We start from the raw sequence: 23888 nt of genomic DNA on the forward strand, positions 1-23888 counted from the left end.
GATCGGGCCGCCCGCCGCGGGCGGCCCGATCGTCGCGTCAGGTCACGGGAACTGCTGGTAGGCGGGGGTGGTGAGGAACTCGGAGTACTCGTCGGCCAGCGTGACCTCCTTGAAGAGGGTCACCGCCTGGTCGAAGCGGGGCTCGTTGTAGGCGTCGCCGAGCTCGGCGCGGATCTTGGCCAGCTCCTCGTCCAGGAGCTGCTCGACCCACTCCTTGGTGATCTTCTTGCCCTCGGCGGTGGAGACGCCGTTGTAGATCCACTGCCACACCTGGGAGCGGGAGATCTCCGCGGTGGCGGCGTCCTCCATGAGGTTGTGGATGGCGACGGCGCCGGAGCCGTTCAGCCAGGTGGCGAGGTAGCGCAGGGCGACGTCGACGTTGCCCCGGAGGCCGGCCTCGGTGATGTCGCCGGGCGTGGCCTTGACGTTGAGCAGGTCGGCGGCCGAGACGCTGACGTCCTCGCGCAGCCGGTCGCGCTGGTTGGGCTTGTCGCCGAGGACGCCGTCGAAGACCTCGCGGCAGACCGGGACCAGGTCGGGGTGGGCCACCCAGGAGCCGTCGAAGCCGTCGCCGGACTCGCGGGTCTTGTCGGCCCGGACCTTCTCCAGCGCGACCTTGTTGACCTCCTCGTCCTTGCGGGACGGGATGAACGCGGCCATGCCGCCGATCGCGTGCGCGCCGCGCTTGTGGCAGGTGCGCACCAGCAGCTCGGTGTAGGCGCGCATGAACGGCGCCGTCATGGTGATCGCGTTCCGCTCGGGCAGCAGGAAGTCGGTGCCGCGGTCGCGGAACTTCTTGATCACCGAGAAGAGGTAGTCCCAGCGACCGGCGTTCAGGCCGGCGGAGTGGTCGCGCAGCTCGTAGAGGATCTCCTCCATCTCGAACGCGGCCGGGATCGTCTCGATCAGGACGGTGGCGCGGACGGTGCCGCGCGGGATCTCCAGGGCGTCCTGGGCGAGGTTGAAGGCGTCGTTCCAGAGCCGCGCCTCCAGGTGGCTCTCCATCTTCGGCAGGTAGAAGTAGGGGCCCCTGCCCTTGTCCAGCTGCCGGCGCGCGCAGTGGAAGAGGTACAGGCCGAAGTCGAACAGCGAACCCGACATCGGCTCGCCGTCGACGAGGAGGTGCTTCTCCTCCATGTGCCAGCCGCGCGGCCGGACCACGATGGTGGCCAGCTCGGCGTCGTCCTTGAGCGCGTAGGTCTTGCCCGACTTCGGGTCGGTGAAGTCGATCGCGCGGTCGAGGGCGTCGCGCAGGTTCAGCTGCCCCTCGATCATGTTGTTCCACAGCGGGGTGTTGGCGTCCTCGAAGTCGGCCAGCCACACCTTCGCGCCGGAGTTGAGCGCGTTGATGGTCATCTTCCGGTCCGTGGGGCCGGTGATCTCGACGCGGCGGTCCTCCAGGCCCGGCGCCGGTTCGGCGACCCGCCACGTGTCGTCCGCGCGGACGGACGCGGTCTCGGGCAGGAAGTCCAGCGTCCCGCCCGCCGACAGCGCGCGCTGCCGCTCCGCGCGGGCCGCCAGCAGCTCCTTGCGGCGGCCGCCCAGCTCGCGCTGCAGGGCGGCGAGCAGGCCGAGCGCCTCGGGCGTCAGGATCTCCTCGTACCGCTCCCCGAGAGGTCCGGCGACCTCGACACCTTCCAGATCGGCCATCTGCTCGCCCTTTCGTATCGTGAAATTCCACTTCTGTCTTACGGAGTAACGCTACTCGGCGGTACGGAGCCCGGTCAAAGCGGGGCCGCCCGCCGGCCGTGCCGTTGACCTCCCCGCGCGCGATCGCGCCAACCCACGCCCGCGCGCCCCCGGGCGTGCGATAACCGCGTGACCCGGGACGACGCCCCGTGAGACGATCGCGGGGAAGATACGGCCGCACCGCGGCGTTCTACCGAGGACATATGACTCTTCCTTTCTCTGCAGACCAGACCCACGAAGACCGGACCTTCGACGAGTTCGACGCCGAGCCCATGACCGGCGAGCTGGATCTCGAGGACCGGCGGGCACTGCGCCGCGTCGCGGGACTGTCCACCGAGCTCACCGACGTCACCGAGGTCGAGTACCGCGCCCTGCGGCTGGAGCGGGTCGTCCTCGTCGGCGTGTGGACCGAGGGCACCGCGACCGACGCCGAGAACTCCCTGCGCGAGCTGGCGCTGCTCGCCGAGACCGCGGGCTCCGAGGTGCTCGAGGGGCTCGTCCAGCGCCGGACCCGGCCCGACCCCGCCACCTACATCGGCTCCGGCAAGGCCGCCGAGCTGCGCGACGTCGTCATCTCCACCGGCGCCGACACCGTCATCTGCGACGGCGAGCTGGCCCCGAGCCAGCTGCGGCACCTGGAGGAGACCGTCCAGGTCAAGGTGATCGACCGGACCGCGCTGATCCTCGACATCTTCGCCCAGCACGCCAAGAGCCGCGAGGGCAAGGCGCAGGTCGAGCTGGCCCAGCTGAACTACCTGCTGCCGCGGCTGCGCGGCTGGGGCGGCAACCTGTCCCGGCAGGTCGGCGGGCGCGCCGCCGGCGGCGTCGGCATCGGCGGCCGCGGCCCCGGCGAGACCAAGATCGAACTGGACCGGCGCCGGATCCGCACCCGGATGGCCAAGCTGCGCCGGCAGATCGCCGAGATGTCCAAGGCGCGCGACACCAAGCGCGGCGAGCGGCGCCGGCACGAGGTGCCCGCCGTCGCCATCGCCGGATACACCAACGCGGGCAAGTCGTCCCTGCTCAACCGGCTCACCGGCGCCGGGGTGCTGGTGGAGAACGCGCTGTTCGCCACCCTCGACCCCACCGTCCGGCGCGCCGAGACGCCGGGCGGCCGCGCCTACACCCTCGCCGACACCGTCGGGTTCGTCCGGCACCTGCCGCACCAGCTCGTCGAGGCGTTCCGCTCGACGCTGGAGGAGGTCACCGACGCCGGGCTGGTCCTGCACGTCGTGGACGGCTCCGACGCCGACCCCGAGGCGCAGATCGACGCCGTCCGGGAGGTGCTGCGCGAGATCGGCGCCGACGCGATCCCCGAGATCATCGTCATCAACAAGGCGGACGCGGCCGACGACCTGGCGATCGCGCGCCTGCAGCGCCGCGAGCCGCACAACGTCGTCGTCTCCGCCCGCACCGGGTTCGGGATGGACGACCTGCGCGCGGCGATCGAGGCCGACCTGCCCGGGCTGGAGAGCGAGCTGCGCGCCCTGGTGCCCTACGAGCGCGGCGGCCTGGTCGCGCGGGTGCACGAGCGCGGCGAGGTCCTCAAGCAGGACCATGTCGCCGAGGGCACGCTGCTGCACGCGCGCGTCCCGGAGGACCTGGCGGCCGAGCTGTCCAGGTACGAGGTGGCCGCGCAGACCGTCTGACCCGTCCGCGAGCGGGCCGTACGGGCTCAGGGCGTCCGCAAAGGACGGTCTGGGCCCGTCCGAATCTCGCGGGAGGCGCGTTCCTGGTCGCCGAACGGTGACAGCTTCCCCAATCGGCTTGACGGAACCGTTGAAATCCGTACGGTCGAAGGGCTAGGGGGCGGGTGATGGCTGTCAATGCGCTGCGACCGGACACCGTGGGGTGCGCGGATCGGCGTGCGGGTCGCGTCCGGTCGGCTGACCAGCGCCGACCAGAGCTTGTCGGACGGGCCTTCAGTGCACTACCGTGACGAAACCGATATCTCCGGTCTCGTTGCCAGTGGTGGTCGCCCGATCACCCGGTCCTCCAACGGTGAATCGCCGGCACCCAGTCGGCGTTTCGGATCGAGAGCAGGTGGCCCCATCGATGGCAGGTGCGAACACCGGACGGCGACCAGCCGGTCCGCCGCGTCCCGCGGCGCCGCGCTCCCGGGTTCCGCACCCCGCACCGCCGGGTCCCTCCGCAGCGTCCGGTGCCGTGCCGCGCGGCGCCTCGTCTCGAGCAGGTCGGTGACCCTATGACGGTTCGGCTGTTGACGAACATCGGCAGGCTCTGGACGGGCACCGACGTCTGCAGCAACGCCGCCGTGCTGATCCACGACGACCGCATCGTCTGGGCCGGGCCCGCGTCGGACCTGCCGCAGAGCGTCCCGGGGATCATCGACGACATCGTCGACGTCGACCACGTCGAGAACCTCGGCGGCGGCCTGGTCACCCCCGGCCTCATCGACGCCCACTCGCATCCCGTCTACGCGGGCAACCGCTGGGCGGAGCTCGCCATGCGCACCAGCGGGTCGTCGCACTCGGCCATCGCGGCGGCCGGCGGCGGCGTCAACTCCACCGTCACCGTGACCCGCGGCACCGACCCCTGGACGCTGTGCAACGGCGTCCGGGAGCGGCTGCGCCAGTGGATCCTCGCCGGGACCACCACCGTCGAGGCCAAGACCGGCTACCACCTCACCCGCGACGGGGAGCTCGCCGACATCCGGATGCTGCGCTCGCTGGAGGGCGAGCCGTCCATGCCGCGCATCCACGCGACGTTCCTGGCCGCCCACATCCTCCCGCCGGAGTTCTTCGGCCGCCGCCGCGACTACATCGAGGCCGTCCGCCTGTGGGCCGGCGACGCCGCCGTCGCGGGCGCCGACTCGATCGACGTCTACTGCGACGAGGGCCACTTCACCGCCGAGGAGGCCCGCGCCCTGCTGCTCACCGGCAAGCGCGCCGGGCTGAAGGCGCGCATGCACGCCTGCGCCAACGAGCGCATCGGCGCCGCGCAGGTCGCCGCCGAGGTCGGCTGCGCGTCCGCCGACCTGCTCACCCAGGCCAACGACGACGACATCAAGGCCCTCGCGCACGCCGGCGTCACCGCCACCGTCTGCCCCGGCAGCGCCCTCAACAGCAGCCGCGCGCCGGCGCCCGTCCGGCAGATGCTCGACCGCGGCGTCACCGTCGCGCTCGGCACCGACCACAACCCCGGCCAGTGCGGCATCACCTCGATGCCCCTCGTCATCGGGCTCTCGGTCGCCATGTTCGGGCTCAGCGTCACCGAGGCGCTGCGCGCCGCCACCCTCGGCGGGGCCGCCGCCCTGCGCGTCGGCGACCGCGGCTCCCTGGCGCCGGGCATGCTCGCCGACATCGTGCTGTGGGACGCCGACCACGAGGGCGCGTTCGCCTGGGCGTTCGGCCTGCGCGCGCTGCGGGTCTGGCGCGGCGGCGTCCCCGTCCAGCCCTGACGCCTCTTCCGTGCCGGCGCCCGGCCGCCGGATTCGCCGCACTTCGCGGGCATTCACCGGTGGGCACCGGGGAGTAATGTCGCGTTCATGGGCAGCGCCGTCGCGATCGTCACGGACTCGACCGCCTACCTCCCGCCGGGGCTCGCCGAACGCCACGGGCTGACCGTCGTCCCCCTGCAGATCTCCCTGGGCGGCGCCATGCGGGACGAGGGCGACATCAGCGGCGCCGAGGCCGTCCGGGCGCTGCGGGACCGGCGCCCGGTCACCACGTCCCGCCCCTCGCCCGGACGGTTCGCCCAGGCCTACGCGGCCGCCGCGGAGGCCGGCGCGGAGGCGGTGGTGTCCGTGCACCTCTCGGCGGCCATGTCCGGGACGTCGGCGGCGGCCCGGCTCGCGGCCGAGAACGCGCCCGTCCCCGTCCGCGTGGTCGACAGCGGGACCATCGGCATGGGACTCGGGCTGGCCGCCCTGTCCGCGGCCGCCGCGGCGATGGCGGGCGGGGACGCCGACGCCGCCGCCGACGCGGCGCAGCGCCGCGCCGGAATGTCCCGGTCGCTCATCTACGTCGACACGCTGGAGCATCTGCGCCGCGGCGGCCGGATCGGCGCCGCCGGGGCACTGTTCGGCTCCGCCCTCATGGTCAAACCGCTGCTGGACATCGCGGGCGGGCGGATCATGCCGCTGGAGAAGGTGCGCACGGCCGCGCGGGCGCTCGCCCGGCTGGAGGAGCTCGCCGTCGAGCAGGCCGGCGCCCGCCGCGTCGACCTCGGCGTCCAGCACCTCGCCGCCGCGGGGCGCGCGGACGTCCTCGCCGCCCGGCTGCGCGAGCGCATCCCGCACGTCGAGGACGTCTACGTCGGCGAGGTCGGACCGGTCATCGGCGCCCACGTGGGCCCGGGCATGCTCGGCGTGGTGATCGCTCCGCACCTGTGACCTTGCCGTGAAAGCCCTGCTCAGGCAGGGCCGGGCGAGAGTTATCCACATTTCCCGGCGGGCCTGCCGGCGGGTGGGCGGCGCGCCTAGCGTCGGCCTCATGACCGCCAACGACCGCCTCCAGACCCTCGTCGACCGGCTGAGGCCGCCCTCCGCCCAGCCGCCGCCCGCGCAGTCGACGCCGGGGCAGTCGACGGCGGGGCAACCGCCCCTCGTTCAGCCGCCCTCCGCCCGGCTGCGGTCCGGGCCGGAGAAGGCGAACGTGCGCGTCCTGGCCGTCATCGCGGTGGTCGCCGCCCTGGTCGCGGCGGGGTATCTCTGGCTGGCCCGCCCCCGCCCGGATCCGGCGCCCGGTGGCGCGGACGCCGCCCCGGTCGAGGCGTCCGCCGACGCCCCGGCGCCGTCCGGGCCGTCCGGCCCGTCGCCCGCGGCCGTCCCCGCCGGCGCCGCGAGCCCGGCGGGCACCGTCGTCGTGCACGTCCTGGGCAAGGTCGGGCACCCCGGGGTGGTCACGCTCCCGTCCGGCTCCCGCGTGGCGGAGGCCATCAAGGCCGCGGGCGGGGTGCGTCCCGGCGCCCGCACCGGCACCCTCAACCTCGCCCGCAAGCTCGTGGACGGCGAGCAGATCCCGGTGGGCGTCCGGCTGCCCTCGCCCGCCCCCGGCGTGCCACCGCCGGCCGGCGAGGCGCCTCCCGCCGCCGGCGCCGCGTCCGCCCCCGGTACCCCCATCGACCTGAACACCGCCACCGCCGGCCAGCTCGACCAGCTCCCGGGGGTGGGCCCGGTCCTCGCCCAGCGCATCATCGACTACCGCACCCAGCACGGCGGCTTCCGCTCGGTCGACCAGCTCCAGGACGTCACCGGCATCGGGGCCCGCCGCCTCGCCGACCTGAAGCCGATGGTGCGGGTATGACCCACGACCTCCGCCTCGCCGCGCCGGCCCTCGCCGCCTGGATCACCGCGGCCCTGACGATCGGCGTACCCACCGCCCTCACCTGGACCGTCGCCGCCACCACGACCGCCACCGCCGTCTACCTCCTCACTAAGTCCCGCCGCCCCCGGAACACCGCACCTCCCGCCCCGGAGCCGCGGCGGGCCGACGAGCCCGTCGGCTCACCGATCGAGACCGGACCGGGGCCGGGCGGTCGCGAGCGGCGGATGCCTGCGGGTGGGGCGCGGGCGTCAGCGGGATCGATGCTCGCAGGTGAGCGACCGGCGACCGCTGTGCTGAGCGCGCTCCCGAACAGGGCCGGCGTGCTCGGGACCGCACGGATGCTCGACCGGCGCCTGCTGGGGATGGTGCTGGTCTGCGTGGCCGCGTCCGCGACCGCGGTCGCGTTCCGGGCGACCGCCGTAGGCACCGGGCCCGTCCGCGCGCTCGCCCGGACGGGCGGGACGGCGACGGCAGAAGTGGTCCTCACCGGCGATCCGCGGGCCGGGAAGGGCGGCGGGCCGCCGATGGTGATCGTCCGGGCGCGGGTGGAGGCGGTCGCGGGGGCCGAGGTGCGCGTGCCGGTGCTCCTGATCGCCCATGACCGGCGCTGGCTCGGGCTGCTGCCGAGCCAGCGGGTGCGGCTGCGCGGCCGGTTCGACGAGCCGCGCGGCGCCGAGCTGCTCGCCGCGGTGGTGATCGTGCGCGGCCCGCCGGCGGTGCTGGGCGGTCCGTCCACGGTCCAGCGGGCTGCGGAGAGGATCCGCGAGCGGCTGCGCGCGGCGACCGACCGGCTCCCGCCCGACCAGCGGGGCGTCCTGCCCGGCATGGTCGACGGCGACACGTCCCGGCTGGCCCCGGCCCTCGCCGACGACTTTCGCGCCGCGGGGCTGAGCCACCTCCTCGTCGTGTCCGGCGCCAACCTGGCGATCGTGATCGGCGCGGTCCTGTGGCTGTGCCGCGTCACCGGCCTCGGCCGCCGGCGCGCCCCGCCGGTCGCGGCCGTGGCGGTGGCCGCGTTCGTGGTGGTCGCCCGGCCGGACCCGAGCGTCCTGCGGGCCACGGTCATGGGACTGGTGGCGCTGCTCGCGCTGTTCACCGGACGTCCCCGGCAGGGCGTGCCCGCGCTGTGCGCCGCCGTGCTGCTGCTCGTCCTGATCGACCCGGAGCTGGCGCGCTCGTACGGCTTCGCCCTCTCGGTGCTCGCGACGGCGGGCCTGCTGGTCCTCGCGCCGCCCTGGCGGGAGCGCTTCGCGCGCCGCCTGCCCGGCCCGCTCGCGGACGCCCTCGCCGTCGCGGCGGCCGCCGAGGTGGCCGTGGCACCGGTCCTGGTGATGCTCTCGGGCGAGGTCGGGGTGGTGTCCCTGCCGGCGAACATACTGGCCGCCCCCGCCGTCGCGCCCGCGACGCTGCTGGGCGCCCTCGGCGCCGCCGTCGCGCCGGTGTCGCTGCCGGTCGCCCGCCTGGTGGTGTGGCCCGCGGGCCTCGCCGCCGGATGGATCATCCGGGTCGCCCGCACCGCCGCCGCGCTGCCCTACGCGACCGTACCGTGGACCGGCGGCGGGCTGGGCGCGGTCACCCTGCTGCTGGCGGGCGGCGTCGCCGTGCTGATCCTCCGCAGTCCCCGCCTGCGCCTGGTCGCGGTCGCCGCGACGGCGGGCGTGCTGGTCGCCGTCGTCGTCCTGCGGGTGACGGCCCCCGGCTGGCCGCCACCGGGCTGGCAGATGGTCGCCTGCGACGTCGGCCAGGGCGACGCGCTGGCGCTCGCCGCCGGGCCCGGCCGCGCCGTCGTCGTGGACGCCGGCCCCGACCCCGCCCCGGTCGACCGCTGCCTCTCCCGCCTCCGGGTGACGGACGTGCCGCTGCTGGTCCTCACCCATCCGCACGCCGACCACATCGGCGGGACGTCCGGCGTCCGGCACGGCCGCACCGTCCGCGAGGTCCTCAGGACACCCCTCACCGACGGTGCCGAGAACCGCTTCATCGCGGGCCTGCCGGCCCGTCCGGCACTCGCCGGCCGGCAATGGCGCGTCGGCGACCTCACCCTCGCGGTCCTCGCGCCGAGCACCGGCCCGGCCCTGTCACCGCAGGACGACGGCACCACGATCAACAACGCCAGCATCGTCCTCGTGGCCCGGCGCCCCGGCTTCAGCGCCCTGCTCGCCGGCGACGTCGAGACCGACGCACAGCGCGCCCTGGAAACGAGCGTCCCCCGCGTCCAGGTGCTCAAGGTCCCGCACCACGGATCCCGCACCCAGGACCCCCGCTTCCTGGCCGCCGCCCACGCGTCCATCTCCCTCGTGTCCGTCGGCCGGGACAACGACTACGGCCACCCGTCCCCGTCCACCCTCGCCCTCCTCGGCCGCCTCCACACCCAAGTCCACCGCACCGACCAGGACGGAGACATCGCCATCGTCCGCACCAGGGCGGGCCCCGCCGCCGTCCCCCGCCACTGATCCACCACCCGCCCGCCACTGAGCCATCCCCCCCGCCACTGATCCACCCCCCGGGCTACTGAATTCGGCGGCCGTGTCGTCAGGGGAGCGGGGGCGAGGTGGCGCGGGGAGGGGGCGGGGCGTGGCATGCTGCTGGGGTGTCGGTCGAGGCCATCATCCTGATCGTGGGAGACGAAGAGCTGCTCGTGGAGCGGGCGATCGGCGAGGTCGCGGCGTCCGTGCGGGCGGGGGACCCGGAGGCCGAGGTGATCGACCTCGCGCCCGGCGGGCTGGAGCCCGGCCGGATCTCGGAGCTGACGTCGCCGTCGCTCTTCGGCGGCGGGAAGGTGCTCGTGATCCGGTCCGCGCAGGACCTGGGCAAGGACCTGACCGCCGAGGTGCTCACCTACGCCCGCGACCCCGCCGAGGACGTGGTGCTCGTGGCCGTCCACCACGGCGGCGCCAAGGGCAAGGTGCTGGTCGACGGGCTGACGAAGCTGAAGGCGCGCAAGATCTCCTGCCCGAAGGTGACCAAGATGGGGGAGCGGGTCGACTTCGTCCGGGCGGAGATCCGCCGGGCGGGCGGGAAGATCTCGGTGGACGCGGCGCGCGGGCTGCTGGAGGCCGTGGGCAACGACCTGCGCGAGCTGGCCGCCGCGTGCAGCCAGCTCGTCTCCGACACCGGCGGGAAGGTCGACGACGCCGCCGTCGCCCGCTACTACCGCGGCCGCGCCGAGGTCAGCGGGTTCACGGTCGCGGACAAGGCGATCGAGGGGCAGCTGGCGGAGGCGCTGGAGCAGCTGCGGTGGGCGCTCGCCACGGGAGTGGCGCCGGTGCTGATCGTCAGTGCGCTGGCGCAGGGCGTCCGCGGCCTCGCCAAGGTCGGCGGCGCGCCGCGGGGAGCCCGCGGCGCCGCGCTCGCCAAGGACCTCGGGATGCCGCCGTGGAAGATCGAGCGCGTGCAGAGGCAGCTGCGCGGCTGGTCGGGCGACGGCGTGGCGCGTGCCCTGACCGCCGTGGCCGAGGCCGACGCGCAGGTCAAGGGCGGCGCCGCCGACCCCGCCTACGCGCTGGAGAAGACCGTCGCCGACATCGTCGCCGCCCGCGGCTGACCGCCGTCCCCCTCCCGGTCGGTGACCGTCCGGGGCGCCGGGTTGGTGTGACCGTCTGGGGCGTCGTGTTGGTGGTACTTGCGGTGCGGTGGGCTGGGTCGGCGGTCAGGAGGACTCGGCGGCGGCTTTGAGGCCGTTGGCCTCCATGGTGACGTAGCGGCGGGTCCGGGAGCCCAGGAGAAGGGCGATCAGCGGGGCCAGGGGGCCGGTCTGGTCGAGGGTGAGGCGGACGGTGGTGCCGCCGGACGGGCCGGGGCGGACCTCGTGGCCGCCGGTGGTGGTGACGCCGGGGGAGCGCGACCGCCAGGTGAAGTTCTCGTTCTCGGTGAACGCGGTGACCGTCCAGACGGCGGCGGGCATGCCGGGCTGGCGGACGCGGGCGCGCGAGCCTTCGGCGAGCGGGGTGTCGAGCAGTTCGACGGCGCTCATCGAGGCGGTCATGTCAGGCCAGCGTTCGACGTCCTTCAGCAGGTTCCAGACGGTCTCGGGGGCGGCGTCGATGTCGACGGTGACCTCGAAGTGCATGGTGGGCTCCCGGTGCTCAGCGCGGTGCGGATCCTGGTCAGCGGGCCGGCGACGAGCGGGTCGTCGCCGCGGCCCGGCAGGTGGACGGCGTAGTAGGGGACGGCCGGCAGGTCGATGATCTCGCGGAGGACGATCCCCGGGGGAGGAACGACGCAGCCGTTCACGACGGCGAGCCCGGCGCGCAGCGACACGAAGTGCAGCAGCAGCGGCCAGCCCTCGGCCTCGACGGCGGCCGTCCACGGGACCCCGGCGGCGCGCAGGGCGCGTTCCAGGGCGACGCGGTGCGGGCCGGACGGCGGCGGGACGACCAGGGACGCGCCGGCGAGGTCGGCGAGGGCCAACGAGCGGCGGCCGGCGAGCGGGTGGTCGTCCGGGACGGCGAGGGCCTGCGGGTACGCGGCCAGCGGGACGGCCTCGAGGTCGGACGGCAGGACGTCCAGGACGGCGACGCCGAGGTCGGCGCGGCCGGTGCGGACGGCGGTGAGGGTGCGGGCCCGGTCGCCGTTGACCAGCCGGACGCCGTGCCGGACGGCGTCGCCGAGCAGGTAGAGGTAGGCGCCCTCGCCGGCGGCGAGGACCGGGAGGCGGGACGGGGCGGTGCCGTCGAGGTCGGCGAGGAAGGCGGTCACCCGGGCGTCGAGGTCGCGGGCGAGGCGGGCGACGGCCTCGCCCGCCGGGGTCAGCGCGATGCGGCGGCCGTGCCGGGTGTAGAGGGGGCGGCCGAGGGTCTCGCCGAGCTTGCGGATCTTGACATGCAGGGCCGGCTGGGAGATGCGCAGGTCCTCGGCGGCGCGGGTGAAGTTGAGGCGGTCGGCGAACGCGGCGAAGGAGGCGAGCGCGTCGGTCGACAGACGGCTCAGTTCCATAGCGCAGAACTATAGACGGCCGAGTGATCGATAGTTCCGTTCTAGCCGCGACGAGGCCAGGGTCGAGGCATGGAACCTCGTCTCGGCATCGACTTCGGCCGCGTCATCCAGGGAGTCTCGGCCCGGGGGACCGACGACACGGCCTTCCTCGGCGGGTCCTTCGCGGCGGCGATGGCGTCCCCGGCGGCGGACGGCGTGTACGACGTCCTGCCGGGGCTCGTGGACGCGTTCGGCGGACGCGCGTGGATCATCTCCAAGTGCGGCGACCGGATCCGCGAGCGGACGCTGGCATGGCTCGACCACCATGACTTCTACGGCCGGACCGGGCTGCCCAAAGGGAACGTGCGGTTCTGCCGGAAGCGGCCGGAGAAGGCGCTGCACTGCGCGGAACTCGGGATCACCCACATGATCGACGACCGGCTGGACGTGCACCGGGCGATCCGCGAGGTCGTCCCGCACCGGTACCTGTTCGGGGCGCAGAAGGGCGACGTGCCGGACTGGGTGCGGCACGTCCCGTCGTGGGCGGACGCCCGGCTGATCAGCGAAGATATTCCGGCGGCACCGCGGCCGCGAGCCAGACGCCGTTCGCGCTGACGCGGAACTCGTGGCCGCCCGCGGCCATCCGCCCGGCCTCGACGACCAGGACGACGGGCGCCCCGCGGCGCGCGCCGACGCGCCGGGCCGTCTCGGGGTCGGCGGACAGGTGGACGGCGTGCCGGCCCATCGGCCGCAGCCCCTCGCGCCGGATCGACTCGACATGGCGCTCCGGCGTGCCGTGGTAAAGCAGGGCGGGCGGCGGGACCACCGGAAGGCCGAGGTCGACCTCGACGCTGTGGCCCTGGACGGCCCGGATCCGGTCGCCGTCGAGGGCGTAGCGCCGCTTGTCGTTGACGGCGACCACGTGTTCCAGCTCGGCGCGCGTGATCGGGAAGCCGTGCCGAGCGGCGGCGTCGAGCAGGTCGGGGACGCGGGCCCAGCCCCCGGCGTCGAGGGCGAGGCCGATGCGCTCGGGGCGGTGCCGCAGGTGCTTGGCGAGATACTTGGAGATCTTCACCGTGCGCCGCGCGTCCATGGGTCCGCGACCGCCTCCCCGCCGCCTTCGCCGAACTCGCCCGCCGCCGCTGAACTCGCCCGCCCGCGCGCACCGCCGGTTTCCGGGCATGCGTCAGGGCCGGTCGCGATGGACCGGCCCCGGGCGTGCGCGGTGAACCTCGGGTCGCGCCGTGCTTACTTGGCCTGCAGGGCCGCGGCCTGCTTGGCGATGGCCGACTTGCGGTTGGCCGCCTGGTTCTTGTGGATGACGCCCTTGCTGACGGCCTTGTCCAGCTTCCGGGCGGCGGTGCGCTGCGCGGCGACGGCCGTCTCGACCTCACCGGCCTCGGCGGCCTCGCGGAACTTGCGGATCGCGGTCTTCAGCTCGGACTTGACGGCCTTGTTGCGCAGCCGCGCCTTCTCGTTCTGCTTGTTCCGCTTGATCTGGGACTTGATGTTAGCCACGTCGTAGTGCCTCAGCCTTGGTTGCGATCATGGCCTGCCGTCTCGGCAGGCGCGAACAGGGATGTCTGACGGGGGGCGGACGGTGCCCCCGGGGCACGACGCTACGCCACACGCAGTCGCACAGCCTACCAACCGTGCTCGCGCACCGCGAACCGGCAGGTCGCGGGCGTGCGTCAGCCGCTCCGGAGGGCGTGCACTGAGCATCGCGCCCGGCATGGGACTATGGGACGTACAGAATCATTGTCCACCAGTGAGTTTGCGAACGGACCCCGGTGCCAGCGCCTGAGCCTGACAAGACCGATCCCGCGATCATCCGCAACTTCTGCATCATCGCGCACATCGACCATGGCAAGTCGACGCTCGCGGACCGCATGCTGCAGTTGACCGGCGTGGTCGAGGAGCGCCAGATGCGCGCCCAGTACCTCGACCGGATGGACATCGAGCGCGAGCGCGGCATCACGATCAAGAGTCAGGCCGTCCGGCTGCCCTGGAGCGCGGCCGGCACCGACTACGTGCTGAACCTGATCGACACGCCCGGCCACGTCGACTTCTCCTACGAGGTGTCGCGGTCGCTGGCGGCGTGCGAGGGCGCCGTGCTGCTGGTGGACGCGGCGCAGGGCATCGAGGCGCAGACGCTCGCCAACCTGTACCTGGCCCTGGAGGCCGACCTGCACCTGATCCCGGTGCTGAACAAGATCGACCTGCCCGCGGCGCAGCCGGAGAAGTACGCCGAGGAGCTGGCCGGGATCATCGGCTGCGACCCGTCCGAGGTGCTGCGGGTGTCGGGCAAGACCGGCGAGGGCGTGCGCGAGCTGCTCGACAAGATCGTCCAGGACGTGCCGGCGCCGGTCGGCGACCCGGACGGCCCGGCCCGCGCGCTGATCTTCGACTCGGTGTACGACACCTACCGCGGCGTGGTCTCCTACGTCCGGATCATGGACGGGCGGCTGTCGCGCCGCGAGAAGAGCCTGATGATGTCGACGGGGACCGCGCACGAGACCCTGGAGGTCGGCGTCATCTCCCCGGAGCCGAAGCCCGTGCAGGGGCTCGGCGTCGGCGAGGTCGGCTACCTGATCAGCGGGGTGAAGGACGTCCGGCAGGCGCGGGTCGGCGACACGGTGACGGTCGCGGGCCGTCCGGCGCCGGACGCGCTCGGCGGCTACCGGGACCCGAAGCCGATGGTGTTCTCCGGCCTGTACCCGGTGGACGGCGACGAGTATCCGGAACTGCGCGACGCCCTCGACAAGCTGCAGCTGAACGACGCGGCGCTGGTCTACGAGCCGGAGACGTCGGCGGCGCTCGGCTTCGGCTTCCGCTGCGGCTTCCTCGGCCTGCTGCACATGGAGATCGTGCGGGAGCGGCTGGAGCGCGAGTTCGGCCTGTCGCTGATCTCCACCGCGCCGAACGTGGTGTACCGGGTGGTGATGGAGGACGGCTCCGAGCACACCGTCACCAACCCCAGCGAGTTCCCCGAAGGCAAGATCGGCGAGGTGTACGAGCCGGTCGTGAGGGCGACGCTGCTGTCCCCGAGCGACCACATCGGCGCGATCATGGAGCTGTGCCAGGGGCGGCGCGGGGTGCTGCTCGGCATGGACTACCTGTCGGAGGACCGGGTCGAGATCCGCTACACGCTGCCCCTCGCCGAGATCATCTTCGACTTCTTCGACCAGCTGAAGTCGCGGACCCGCGGGTACGCCTCGCTGGACTACGAGCCGAGCGGTGAGCAGGAGTCCGACCTGGTGAAGGTCGACATCCTGCTGCAGGGCGAGTCGGTGGACGCCTTCAGCCAGATCGTGCACAAGGACAAGTCGCGCGAGTACGGGCTGATGATGACCGCGAAGCTCAAGGAGCTCATCCCGCGGCAGCAGTACGAGGTGCCCATCCAGGCCGCGATCGGCGCGCGCATCATCGCGCGCGAGAACATCCGCGCCATCCGCAAGGACGTCCTCGCCAAGTGCTACGGCGGCGACATCTCCCGCAAGCGCAAGCTGCTGGAGAAGCAGAAGGAGGGCAAGAAGCGGATGAAGACGATCGGCCGGGTGGACGTCCCGCAGGAGGCGTTCGTCGCCGCGCTGTCCACCGGCGGCGAGTCCGCCGACAAGGGCCGCAAGTAGCCCTCCGCCCGCCCGGCGGGCCGGGCGGGCGGGCCGCTATTTGATCAGAGGCCAGGCGACGACGGCGGGCACCGCGCGGAACTCGCCGCGGTTGGCCGCCCGCGCGGCGTACACCAGGAAGAACAGCACGACCGCGGTGAACAGCAGCGGCACCCAGATCAGGACCTCGACGGCGAGCGAGAGCAGGCCGCCGACGATCCAGACCGCGATCGCCGCGATGCCGATGTTGAGGCCCTGCGCGGCGTGCCGCCGGACGAACGGCGAGCGCGCCTTGCCGAGGTACACGATGCCGGGGGCGATGGCGCCGACGAGGAACTGGCCGAGGTAGGCCATCAGCGACCAGGTCCTGTCGTCGTCGCTGACGGGGCCGTAATGGCCCGGCAGCGGCGTCGTGCCGCGCCCCTGCGGCGCCTGCTGCCACGCCTGACCGGGTGGCTGCGGCTGCTGCCACGCCGCGCCCGGCTGGGGAGGCTGCTGCGGCTGCTGCCACGCCGATCCGGGCTGCTGCCAGGGGCTCTGCTGCTGGGACGGCGGCTGCTGCGGTTGCTGGGGCTGCTGCCATCCGGGCTGCGGGCCCGGGCCGGGCGGCGGGGGAGGCCCGTAGGCCATGGCGGGTGTCCTCTCCGGGGTCGCTGAGCGAGGTGTCGGCGAAGTGTACGACTCCTTCGACGCGCCCGGAGTTCGTCCGGTTTCCCGCCTTTCCTGTCCCCGCCGCCGGCGCGGGGCCGTCAGGGCCGCCAGAGGACTCCCGACGGGCTCTGCGGGGTGAGCGTCACGGAGCCCGTCCAGTCCAGGAACGACTTCTGCGGCAGGTACGAGGAGTCGAGGAAGAACCCCCGCTTGATCGCGGTGACGGTGGCGGGCGCGCCGTTGTCGCCGAGCCCGATGGGCCGCCGGATCGCCTCGACGCTCGCGATGTCGGACGCCGCCGTGCCCTCCGGCAGCTCGACCGTCGTCGCGACCGGCCCGTCCCGGTCGATCGACCACGTCGGCTGGTCGTGGTCGGACCGGTAGAGCCGCGACGGGTCGGACTTCAACCGCACGCCGAGCGCCACGCCCGGCACCGAGCCGGTCCCGGTGGCGGCGCCGGTCGTCTTGGCGAACTCGACGAACAGGTAGGTGCGCTGGTCGCCGACCGCCGTCGTCGCGGGGTCGGACGGGCTCTCGATCTTGCCCTCGCGGAGCATCTCCTGCGCCATGACCCGGTACGTCCACGGCTGCTGGTCCATGACGTACTCGCGGGTGCGGTCGTCCGGCCGCGTCGCCGTCACGTCCGGCGTGAAGCGCAGCGGCGCGTCCGGCGTGACGGCGTCGCACATGTTGTTGTTCACCGTGCACGTCTGCAGTAGCGGATGGTCGGCCTCGTACTTGCCGGTGAACTGCAGCGTCGCGTGCTCGGGCGCCTGGTAGACGCCGGTGCCGTCCACCCGGTTGCCCTTGGCGTCGACCTCGACGCGGTAGATCCACTCGATGTCGGTGGTGCGGCCCCAGCGGGCCATGAGCGCGGGCGTGTCCGTCCCGCCGTCCTCGTTGCTCCAGACGACCGAGTATTCGAGGATCTTGTGGCCGGGGGTCGCGGCGGGCTTGGTCTCGTGCCAGGCGATGAGGGGGGTGTCGGTGGTGGCGTTCTGGTACGCGTCGCCGGTCGCCGCCAGGGTCCGTCCGACCACGACGGGCGCGTAGCGCAGGACGAGCTGGTCGGCGGAAGGCATCCGGACGCTCGGACGCGCCAGCCGCACGCTGCGGGCGGCCGGCGCGCTTCCCTTGGCGAACCGGAGCGTGACCTTGTGCCTGCCTCGGTCGACGTGGCCGAGGGCGAGGCTGCGGGGCGTCGGGTCGGATGAGGGGACGACGAGGTCGGTGACGTGGCGGCCGTCCACCGCGATGGACACCACGGCGGACTCGGCGCCCTTCGTCGCCCACGAGACGCCGGGCGCGGACGCGGTGAAGCCGATCAGGGCCTCTCCGCCGCGCCCGGCGGAGAAGGCGAACGAGCGGGCGGGCCCGCCCCGGTGGACGTCGAGGGTCCGCGGGGCGGCGGCCTCGGCCGGGGCCGCGACGGCGGCGAGGGGAGCGGCGGCGAGGGCGGCGGTGGTCAGGGCGAGGGCTGTGTGACGTGCACGGCTTCTCATGATCGGCGAACCTAGGGCGGCCGGATTGCGCGCCGGTGACGGGCAGGTCCCCGGTGCGTGTCGGGATCGTTGCGGCGAACTCGGCCACCCCCCGCGGCCCGTCCCGGTCGCCGGACCGCGACGGGTCAGGCGGTGCTCCAGAGCGGGACCAGGGAGGCCGGCAGCTGCATCGACACGCCCGCGAACCGCTCGCGCCCCTCATGGCGCAGCGGGGACGGGCCCGCGGCGCGGTCGTCCGGCCCGTGGAGCGTGAGCCCCAGCGCGGGCAGCCGCACCGCCCGCCCCCGCCGCACGACCTCGCGTCCCAGCTCGGACAGCAGCGCGGTCACATCGCCGGCCGGCTCGTCCAGCAGGTCGATGCCGTCCAGCCGGAACCGCATCTCCGGGTTGCCGCTCCAGCCGGGCCGCCGCGTGCCGCAGATCTCCGCGACCCGCTCTTCGCCGGTCGCGGACCGCTCCGTCGACAGCGACAGCACCCCGCGCCCCACCCGGACGCTGCGGTGATCGGCCCATCCGCACAGGAACTGCGCCCTCGGCGGCGGCGTGCCGCACCGCTCGGCGACGGCGGCGAGGGTCGTCCAGGCGTCCGTCGCCGGCGTGCTGAACAGCAGGTGGGCGCCGGGGAGCAGGGCCCCGCGCCCCGGCTCCAGGTCGATCACGAACGGCGCGACGCGCCCCGGGAACCGCGCCGGGTCGGCCTCCCGCAGCGTGACCAGGCCCTCCCACTCGACCGGGTCGTCCACCGCGAACCAGGTGATCGCCGCCTCCGCGCCCAGGTCCGCGAAGGTGGCGTCGGTCAGCCGCTCGGCGATCGCGGCGCGTAGCCCCTCGGCCGTCTCGGCGAGCCGGCGCGGCCACCACGGCGGCTCGGGGTCGCGGCGACCGCCGGTCTGCCAGCGGGTGCCGGGGCCCTCGACCGCGGTGCGCCGCTCCGCGCCCTTGTCGTCCACGACGACGTAGTGCCATCCCTCGGGGCCGCCGCGCAGCAGTACCCGCGCGGGCACGCGCCCCCAGTCCACCGGCCCCTCGTTCCGCATTCGGACGACCCTATCCGGCCAGGAGGGGCGGCACGCGCCGGCGCGGCCCGTGCCGCCGCCGTCCCCGCGCCGGCGCCCGGCTCGACCAAGATCGTCCCGGCTGGGCGCGGAACGCGGCCGGCGGTTTCGCCGCGACACGGCCGGCGCTGCTCGATCCTCGCGCGGATGTCGGTACGGTCGGGGGCAGTGCGTCCCGGCGGGACGGCCCGGCGCCCCGGTCCGGCCGCCGTCGGAACGAGCGGCCACGACGGTACCGGAGGTTCGAGCGTGACCCACTCCGAGCAGGTCCTGCGCTCCCCGCAGGAGCGCGAGACCGTGAACGGCGCCGTGCGCGCGCTGCGGTCGGCCGCGCCCCAGGGCTGGGAGCGGCTCGGCTTCGAGTTCCGCGCCACCGTCGGCATCGACAGCGCGTCCTTCGAGGTCGAGGACGCCGACGGCGAGCGCCGCCAGGCCATGCCGCCGGGCCAGGCCGTCGGGAAGATGGACGAGCTGCGCCGCGTCATGTACCGGCGGGGCAAGGGCGCCTGGTTCACCGCCCGGCTGGAGATCGAGCGCTCCGGCCGGTTCAGCGCCGAGTTCGACTACGACGGCGAACCCGACTTCACCCCGCCGCTCACCCCGTCCGCCTACGCGCTGGACCTCGACCGCTTCCCCCGCACCGACGCGCACATCCCCGGCTGGCTCCGCCGCAAGCTCGACCAGGCCTGACCCGGACGGACCATCCGGCCGGGGGCGGCAGACTGTAGAGGTGCCCTCTACGCTGCCCGACGGAGCCCCCGTACCCGCCGACGGAGCGCTGCCCGGCAGCGCCCTGCACGGCCTGGGCACACGGCCGTTCGCGTTCTACGTCCACGTGCCGTTCTGCGTGACGCGCTGCGGATACTGCGACTTCAACACCTACACGGCCACCGAACTCGGTCCGGGCGCGAGCCGCGACTCCTACGCCGACACCGCCATCGCCGAGGTCCGCATGGCGCGCAAGGTGCTCGGCGACGCGGACCTCCCCGTCCAGACGGTCTTCGTAGGCGGCGGTACGCCCACCCTGCTCTCGCCGGACGACCTGGGGCGCGTCCTCGCGGCCATCGACACCGAGTTCGGTCTCGCGCCCGGCGCCGAGGTCACCACCGAGGCCAACCCCGAATCGGTGGACGAGGCGTACGTGGCGAGGTTGCGCGAGGTCGGGTTCACCCGCGTCTCGTACGGCATGCAGAGCGCGCGCGAGCACGTCCTCGCCGTCCTGGAGCGCACCCACACGCCCGGCCGCGTCCCGCAGGTCGTCGAATGGACGCGCAAGGCGGGCTTCGAGCACATCAACCTCGACCTCATCTACGGGACGCCCGGGGAGACCGACGACGACTGGCGCGCGTCCCTGGAGGCCGCCCTCGCATGCGACCCCGACCACGTGTCCGCCTACGCGCTCATAGTCGAAGAGGGCACCCGCCTGGCGGCGCAGGTCCGGCGCGGTGAACTCGCCGCCCCGGACGACGACGCCATGGCCGACCGCTACCTGATCGCCGACGAGCTCCTGAGTGCGCACGGCCTGCACTGGTACGAGATCTCGAACTGGGCCTCGTCCCCCGAGGCCGCCTGCCGCCACAACGTCCTGTACTGGACGGCCGCGGACTGGTGGGGCGTCGGCCCGGGCGCGCACAGCCACGTCGGCGGCACCCGCTGGTGGAACGTCAAGCACCCCGCCGCCTACGCCGCGCGCCTCGCCGAGGGCACCACCCCCGCGCACGCGCGCGAGATCCTCGGCGCCGACGACCGCCGCATCGAGCGGATCATGCTCGAACTCCGCCTCGCCGACGGCTGCCCCGCCGACCTGCTGGACGACGGCGCCGTCCGGCGCGCCATCGCCGACGGCCTCATCGACCCGGCGCCCTACGAGCGGGGCCGCGCCGTCCTCACCCGCCGCGGCCGCCTCCTGGCCGACGCCGTGACCCGCGACCTGACCTGACCTGATCAGGACTGCGCCGGCGCCGTCACGAAGTCGATGAGCTCCTCCACGCGGCCGAGGAGGGCGGGTTCGAGGTCGGTGTAGGCGCCGACGGAGCCGAGGATGCGCTTCCAGGCCGCGCCCGTCTCGCAGTCCCAGCCGAGAGCCTCGACGACGCCCTCCTTCCACGGGACGCCGCGGGGGACGCGGGGCCAGGCGGGGATGCCGACGGCCGCGGGCTTGACGGCCTCCCAGATGTCGATGAACGGGTGGCCGGTCACCAGGACGTGCGGGGACGACACCCGGGCGGCGATCCGGCTCTCCTTGGACCCCGCCACGAGATGGTCGACCAGGACGCCGAGGCGGCGGCCCTCCTCGGGGCCGAACTCCTCGACGATGGCGGGCAGGTCGTCCACGCCCTCCAGGTACTCGACCACGACGCCCTCGACGCGCAGGTCGTGCCCCCAGATCTTCTCGACCAGCTCGGCGTCGTGGACGCCCTCCACGTAGATCCGGCTCTCCTTGGCGACCTGCGCGCGCAGCCCCTGGACCGCGATGGACCCGGACGCCGAGCGGGCCGGGGCGGCCGGCCCCGCGGCCGGCCGGACGAGGGTGACCGGCTTGCCGTCGATCAGGAACCCGGCCTTGGTCAGCGGGAACACCCGGCGCTTGCCGAACCGGTCCTCCAGCGTGACGCCGAACTTGTCGCAGCCGACCACGGCGCCGCAGAAGCCGCTGTCCGGGTCCTCGGCGACCAGCCCCGGCTCCGCCGGGATCTCGGGAATCCGCCCCTTGCGAGGCCTGCGCCAGTCCCCGCCGAGCACGTCGTTTCCGTACTTCTCGCTCCGCACGGCTCCGCACCCTAACGGGAAGGATAAGATCACGCAGCCGCGCGCCCTCGCGAGGGCGTCCGCGGACCCCCGGAACGTCCCCGCCGGGCCGTACACTTGGCACTCGGGAGTACGGAGTGCCAGCAACGCCCAGTCGGCGGTATATCTGGACGTGAGGACCTGTGGAAGGTGCAGAAGGAGGTGACCGGGTGCTTGACGACCGGAAGCTCGCGGTGCTGCGCGCCATAGTCGAGGACTACGTTTCGACGAACGAACCGGTGGGCTCCAAGGCCCTCGTGGACCGGCACAACCTCGGCGTGTCCTCGGCCACCATCCGCAACGACATGGCCGTGCTGGAGGAGCAGGGGTACATCGCCCAGCCGCACACCAGCGCGGGACGCGTCCCCACCGACAAGGGATACCGGCTGTTCGTCGACCGGCTGTCCACGATCAAGCCGCTGTCGATCGCGGAGCGCCGCGCGATCGAGACGTTCCTGTCCGGCGCCTACGACCTCGACGACGTCGTCGGCCGCACCGTCCGGCTGCTGGCGCAGCTGACGCGGCAGGTCGCGGTCGTGCAGTACCCGTCGCTGACCCGCTCGTCGGTGCGGCACGTGGAGCTGGTCCCGGTCGCCGAGGGCCGGCTGCTGCTCGTGCTGATCACCAACACCGGCCGGGTGGAGCAGCGCGTCATCGAGACGGGGGCGATCTCCGAGGAATCGGTGGGGCACCTGCGGGCGTTGCTCAATACGTGCCTGGACGGGCTGGGCTTCGGCGAGGTGCCCTCGGCCGTCGCGGACCTGCCGGACAAGGTGGGCCCGGACGAGCGGCCGGTCGCCGCCGCGGTCCTGTCGGTCCTGCTGGAGACGCTCGTCGAGAACCACGAGGAGAAGATCGTCTTCGCCGGGGCGGCGAACCTGGCCGCGGTCGACTTCTCGCAGAGCCTGCGGGAGGTGCTGGTGGCGCTGGAGGAACAGGTCGTGCTCATGCGGCTGCTCGGCGAGACCGGCGACTCCTCTACTCTTACGGTGCGGATCGGCACCGAGAACCCCGACGAGGGGCTCCGATCGACCTCGGTCGTCGCGGCCGACTACGGCGTCGGCGACCTCACCTTGGCCCGGCTCGGCGTACTCGGGCCGACACGCATGGATTACCCCGGCACGATGGGAGCGGTACGGGCAGTGGCACGCTACGTGGGACAGATCCTGGCGGGGTCGTAAGTGGCCAACGACTACTACGCGACCCTCGGCGTCCGCCGGGACGCCAGCGCCGACGAGGTCAAGAAGGCGTACCGGCGGCTCGCCCGCGAGCTGCACCCGGACGTCAACCCCGACCCGGAGACGCAGGAGAAGTTCAAAGAGATCACCCAGGCCTACGAGGTGCTCTCCGACCCCAAGAAGCGCGAGATGTACGACCTCGGCGCGGACCCGTTCGCGCCGGGCGGCGCGGGCGCGGGGGCCGGCGGCTTCGGCGGCGCCGGGTTCCCGTTCAGCGACATCATGGACGCCTTCTTCGGCACCTCGGCGTCCCGCGGCCCCCGGTCCCGGGCGCGCCGCGGCCGCAACGCGACGCTGCGCGTCGAGCTGGACCTGGCGGAGACCGCGTTCGGCACGACCCGCGAGCTGTCCATCGACACCGCGGTCGCCTGCGCCACCTGCGAGGGGTCGGGCTGCGCTCCCGGCACGCACCCGGAGACCTGCGACACCTGCCACGGCCGCGGCGAGGTCCAGCAGGTGCAGCGCTCCTTCCTCGGCCAGGTCATGACGGCCCGGCCGTGCCCCGCGTGCGGCGGGTTCGGCTCGGTGATCCGGCACCCGTGCACCGAGTGCTCCGGCGACGGCCGGGTCCGCACCCGGCGCACCGTCAAGGTCAAGATCCCGGCGGGCGTGGAGAACGGCATCCACATCCAGCTGGCCGGCGAGGGCGAGGTCGGCCCGGGCGGCGGCCCGCCCGGCGACCTGTTCCTGGAGATCGCCGAGAAGCCGCACCCGATCTTCGAGCGGGAGGGCGACGACCTGCACTGCACGGTCGAGATCCCGATGACCGCCGCCGCGCTCGGCACCAGCGTCACGGTCGAGACCCTGGACGCCGCCGAGGAGATCGACATCAAGCCCGGCACCCAGTCCGGCCAGGTCATCACGCTCTACAACCGGGGCGTGCGGCACCTCAACGAGAGCGGCCGCGGCGACCTGATGATCCACGTGAACGTGGAGACGCCGCACCGGCTCGACGAGGAGCAGGAGGAACTGCTGCGCCGGCTCGCCGCGCTGCGCGGCGAGGAGCGCCCGCCCGGCAAGTTCGCGCCGGGGCAGCGCGGCATGTTCTCGCGTCTGCGGGACGTTTTCAACCAGCACTGAAGAGCCACCGCGACGGCCTACCGCGAGGGCCGCGACGGCGTGCCGCCGGCCCCCGGCGGGCGCGCGGGCGGCG

Annotated in this window: 21 protein-coding genes; 12 read left to right on the plus strand and 9 right to left on the minus strand. The window is 73.9% G+C overall.

The features are described 5' to 3' along the window. Positions 1 to 42: 42 nt before the first annotated feature. Entirely contained in the window at positions 43 to 1650 is a 1608-nt protein-coding gene (gene aceB / locus ACA514_RS42890) for a malate synthase A (protein ID WP_375047219.1), read from the minus strand. A 242-nt stretch (positions 1651 to 1892) separates the two neighbouring features. On the opposite strand from aceB, the gene hflX reads away from it, so the two are divergent. From hflX to holA, 6 genes are all read left to right on the plus strand, one after another. Then, on the plus strand, positions 1893 to 3338 hold the full coding sequence (hflX, locus tag ACA514_RS42895) for a GTPase HflX (protein ID WP_375047220.1): 1446 nt from the start codon (positions 1893 to 1895) through the stop codon (positions 3336 to 3338). Positions 3339 to 3895: 557 nt separating this feature from the next. Continuing rightward, positions 3896 to 5110: an imidazolonepropionase gene (gene hutI / locus ACA514_RS42900; RefSeq protein ID WP_173099701.1), complete on the plus strand. Its 1215-nt coding sequence runs from the start codon at positions 3896 to 3898 to the stop codon at positions 5108 to 5110. 87 nt (positions 5111 to 5197) lie between these two features. Continuing rightward, positions 5198 to 6043: a DegV family protein gene (locus ACA514_RS42905; protein ID WP_375047221.1), complete on the plus strand. Its 846-nt coding sequence runs from the start codon at positions 5198 to 5200 to the stop codon at positions 6041 to 6043. Positions 6044 to 6143: 100 nt separating this feature from the next. After that, positions 6144 to 6956 (plus strand): helix-hairpin-helix domain-containing protein, encoded by an 813-nt coding sequence (locus tag ACA514_RS42910; RefSeq protein ID WP_375047222.1) that lies wholly within the window; start codon positions 6144 to 6146, stop codon positions 6954 to 6956. Then, complete coding sequence (locus ACA514_RS42915) at positions 6953 to 9430, plus strand: ComEC/Rec2 family competence protein (protein ID WP_375047223.1); 2478 nt, start codon at positions 6953 to 6955, stop codon at positions 9428 to 9430. Before ACA514_RS42910 ends, ACA514_RS42915 begins: the two co-directional genes overlap by 4 nt. Positions 9431 to 9594: 164 nt before the next feature. Further along, positions 9595 to 10521: a DNA polymerase III subunit delta gene (holA, locus tag ACA514_RS42920; protein WP_375047224.1), complete on the plus strand. Its 927-nt coding sequence runs from the start codon at positions 9595 to 9597 to the stop codon at positions 10519 to 10521. Positions 10522 to 10626: 105 nt separating this feature from the next. On the opposite strand, the gene ACA514_RS42925 is transcribed toward holA, so the two are convergent. Both ACA514_RS42925 and ACA514_RS42930 read right to left on the minus strand, forming a co-directional pair. Continuing rightward, complete coding sequence (locus ACA514_RS42925; RefSeq protein ID WP_375047225.1) at positions 10627 to 11046, minus strand: SRPBCC family protein; 420 nt, start codon at positions 11044 to 11046, stop codon at positions 10627 to 10629. After that, a complete protein-coding gene (locus ACA514_RS42930) occupies positions 10986 to 11912 on the minus strand; it encodes a LysR substrate-binding domain-containing protein (RefSeq protein ID WP_375047226.1) in 927 nt (308 codons plus the stop codon). Before ACA514_RS42930 ends, ACA514_RS42925 begins: the two co-directional genes overlap by 61 nt. A 69-nt stretch (positions 11913 to 11981) precedes the next feature. On the opposite strand from ACA514_RS42930, the gene ACA514_RS42935 reads away from it, so the two are divergent. After that, positions 11982 to 12506: a hypothetical protein gene (locus ACA514_RS42935; RefSeq protein ID WP_375047227.1), complete on the plus strand. Its 525-nt coding sequence runs from the start codon at positions 11982 to 11984 to the stop codon at positions 12504 to 12506. Here ACA514_RS42935 and ACA514_RS42940 read toward each other — a convergent pair. Both ACA514_RS42940 and rpsT read right to left on the minus strand, forming a co-directional pair. Then, positions 12451 to 12984, minus strand: coding sequence for an RNA 2'-phosphotransferase (locus tag ACA514_RS42940; protein WP_375047228.1), 534 nt, complete (start codon positions 12982 to 12984; stop codon positions 12451 to 12453). The genes ACA514_RS42935 and ACA514_RS42940 overlap by 56 nt on opposite strands. Positions 12985 to 13139: 155 nt before the next feature. Continuing rightward, positions 13140 to 13409, minus strand: a complete 270-nt coding sequence (rpsT, locus tag ACA514_RS42945; protein ID WP_375047229.1) for a 30S ribosomal protein S20 — start codon at positions 13407 to 13409, stop codon at positions 13140 to 13142. 272 nt (positions 13410 to 13681) lie between these two features. Between rpsT and lepA the strand changes: the two genes are divergently transcribed. Next, positions 13682 to 15523, plus strand: coding sequence for a translation elongation factor 4 (gene lepA, locus ACA514_RS42950; RefSeq protein ID WP_375047230.1), 1842 nt, complete (start codon positions 13682 to 13684; stop codon positions 15521 to 15523). Positions 15524 to 15559: 36 nt separating this feature from the next. Here the strand turns inward: lepA and ACA514_RS42955 are convergent, their stop codons facing one another. The 3 genes from ACA514_RS42955 to ACA514_RS42965 form a co-directional block, all read right to left on the minus strand. Beyond that, positions 15560 to 16132: a DUF4870 domain-containing protein gene (locus tag ACA514_RS42955; RefSeq protein ID WP_375047231.1), complete on the minus strand. Its 573-nt coding sequence runs from the start codon at positions 16130 to 16132 to the stop codon at positions 15560 to 15562. A gap of 119 nt (positions 16133 to 16251) precedes the next feature. Further along, entirely contained in the window at positions 16252 to 17655 is a 1404-nt protein-coding gene (locus ACA514_RS42960) for a hypothetical protein (protein WP_375047232.1), read from the minus strand. A gap of 125 nt (positions 17656 to 17780) precedes the next feature. Beyond that, positions 17781 to 18692 carry a hypothetical protein gene (locus ACA514_RS42965; protein ID WP_375047233.1) on the minus strand — a complete coding sequence of 304 codons (912 nt, stop codon included), beginning with the start codon at positions 18690 to 18692 and terminating at the stop codon, positions 17781 to 17783. A gap of 267 nt (positions 18693 to 18959) precedes the next feature. Between ACA514_RS42965 and ACA514_RS42970 the strand changes: the two genes are divergently transcribed. Then, entirely contained in the window at positions 18960 to 19400 is a 441-nt protein-coding gene (locus ACA514_RS42970; RefSeq protein ID WP_375047234.1) for a hypothetical protein, read from the plus strand. A 40-nt stretch (positions 19401 to 19440) separates the two neighbouring features. Continuing rightward, on the plus strand, positions 19441 to 20649 hold the full coding sequence (hemW, locus tag ACA514_RS42975; RefSeq protein ID WP_375047235.1) for a radical SAM family heme chaperone HemW: 1209 nt from the start codon (positions 19441 to 19443) through the stop codon (positions 20647 to 20649). Positions 20650 to 20654: 5 nt separating this feature from the next. Here the strand turns inward: hemW and ACA514_RS42980 are convergent, their stop codons facing one another. Further along, complete coding sequence (locus ACA514_RS42980) at positions 20655 to 21479, minus strand: DUF3097 domain-containing protein (protein ID WP_375047236.1); 825 nt, start codon at positions 21477 to 21479, stop codon at positions 20655 to 20657. A gap of 188 nt (positions 21480 to 21667) precedes the next feature. Here ACA514_RS42980 and hrcA point away from each other — a divergent pair, with 188 nt between their 5' ends. After that, the gene (gene hrcA / locus ACA514_RS42985) at positions 21668 to 22678 is read left to right on the plus strand and encodes a heat-inducible transcriptional repressor HrcA (RefSeq protein WP_375047237.1); all 1011 of its coding nucleotides are present in this window, start codon (positions 21668 to 21670) and stop codon (positions 22676 to 22678) included. Next, positions 22679 to 23815 carry a molecular chaperone DnaJ gene (dnaJ, locus tag ACA514_RS42990; protein WP_375047238.1) on the plus strand — a complete coding sequence of 379 codons (1137 nt, stop codon included), beginning with the start codon at positions 22679 to 22681 and terminating at the stop codon, positions 23813 to 23815. It begins immediately after the preceding gene. The last annotated feature ends 73 nt before the right edge of the window (positions 23816 to 23888 follow it).

The organism is Actinomadura sp. NTSP31, assembly GCF_041951385.1.
Lineage (GTDB): Bacteria > Actinomycetota > Actinomycetes > Streptosporangiales > Streptosporangiaceae > Spirillospora > Spirillospora napierensis.

Excerpts from the sequence above, each read along its gene's own strand:
- ACA514_RS42910 (WP_375047222.1), top strand. The coding sequence starts at position 6,144 with ATGACCGCCAACGACCGCCTCCAGACCCTCGTCGACCGGCTGAGGCCG.
- aceB (WP_375047219.1), bottom strand. The coding sequence starts at position 1,650 with ATGGCCGATCTGGAAGGTGTCGAGGTCGCCGGACCTCTCGGGGAGCGG.
- ACA514_RS42955 (WP_375047231.1), bottom strand. The coding sequence starts at position 16,132 with ATGGCCTACGGGCCTCCCCCGCCGCCCGGCCCGGGCCCGCAGCCCGGA.
- hutI (WP_173099701.1), top strand. The coding sequence starts at position 3,896 with ATGACGGTTCGGCTGTTGACGAACATCGGCAGGCTCTGGACGGGCACC.
- ACA514_RS42940 (WP_375047228.1), bottom strand. The coding sequence starts at position 12,984 with ATGGACGCGCGGCGCACGGTGAAGATCTCCAAGTATCTCGCCAAGCAC.
- hflX (WP_375047220.1), top strand. The coding sequence starts at position 1,893 with ATGACTCTTCCTTTCTCTGCAGACCAGACCCACGAAGACCGGACCTTC.
- ACA514_RS42965 (WP_375047233.1), bottom strand. The coding sequence starts at position 18,692 with ATGCGGAACGAGGGGCCGGTGGACTGGGGGCGCGTGCCCGCGCGGGTA.
- ACA514_RS42905 (WP_375047221.1), top strand. The coding sequence starts at position 5,198 with ATGGGCAGCGCCGTCGCGATCGTCACGGACTCGACCGCCTACCTCCCG.
- ACA514_RS42960 (WP_375047232.1), bottom strand. The coding sequence starts at position 17,655 with ATGAGAAGCCGTGCACGTCACACAGCCCTCGCCCTGACCACCGCCGCC.
- ACA514_RS42930 (WP_375047226.1), bottom strand. The coding sequence starts at position 11,912 with ATGGAACTGAGCCGTCTGTCGACCGACGCGCTCGCCTCCTTCGCCGCG.
- ACA514_RS42925 (WP_375047225.1), bottom strand. The coding sequence starts at position 11,046 with ATGCACTTCGAGGTCACCGTCGACATCGACGCCGCCCCCGAGACCGTC.
- ACA514_RS42935 (WP_375047227.1), top strand. The coding sequence starts at position 11,982 with ATGGAACCTCGTCTCGGCATCGACTTCGGCCGCGTCATCCAGGGAGTC.
- ACA514_RS42915 (WP_375047223.1), top strand. The coding sequence starts at position 6,953 with ATGACCCACGACCTCCGCCTCGCCGCGCCGGCCCTCGCCGCCTGGATC.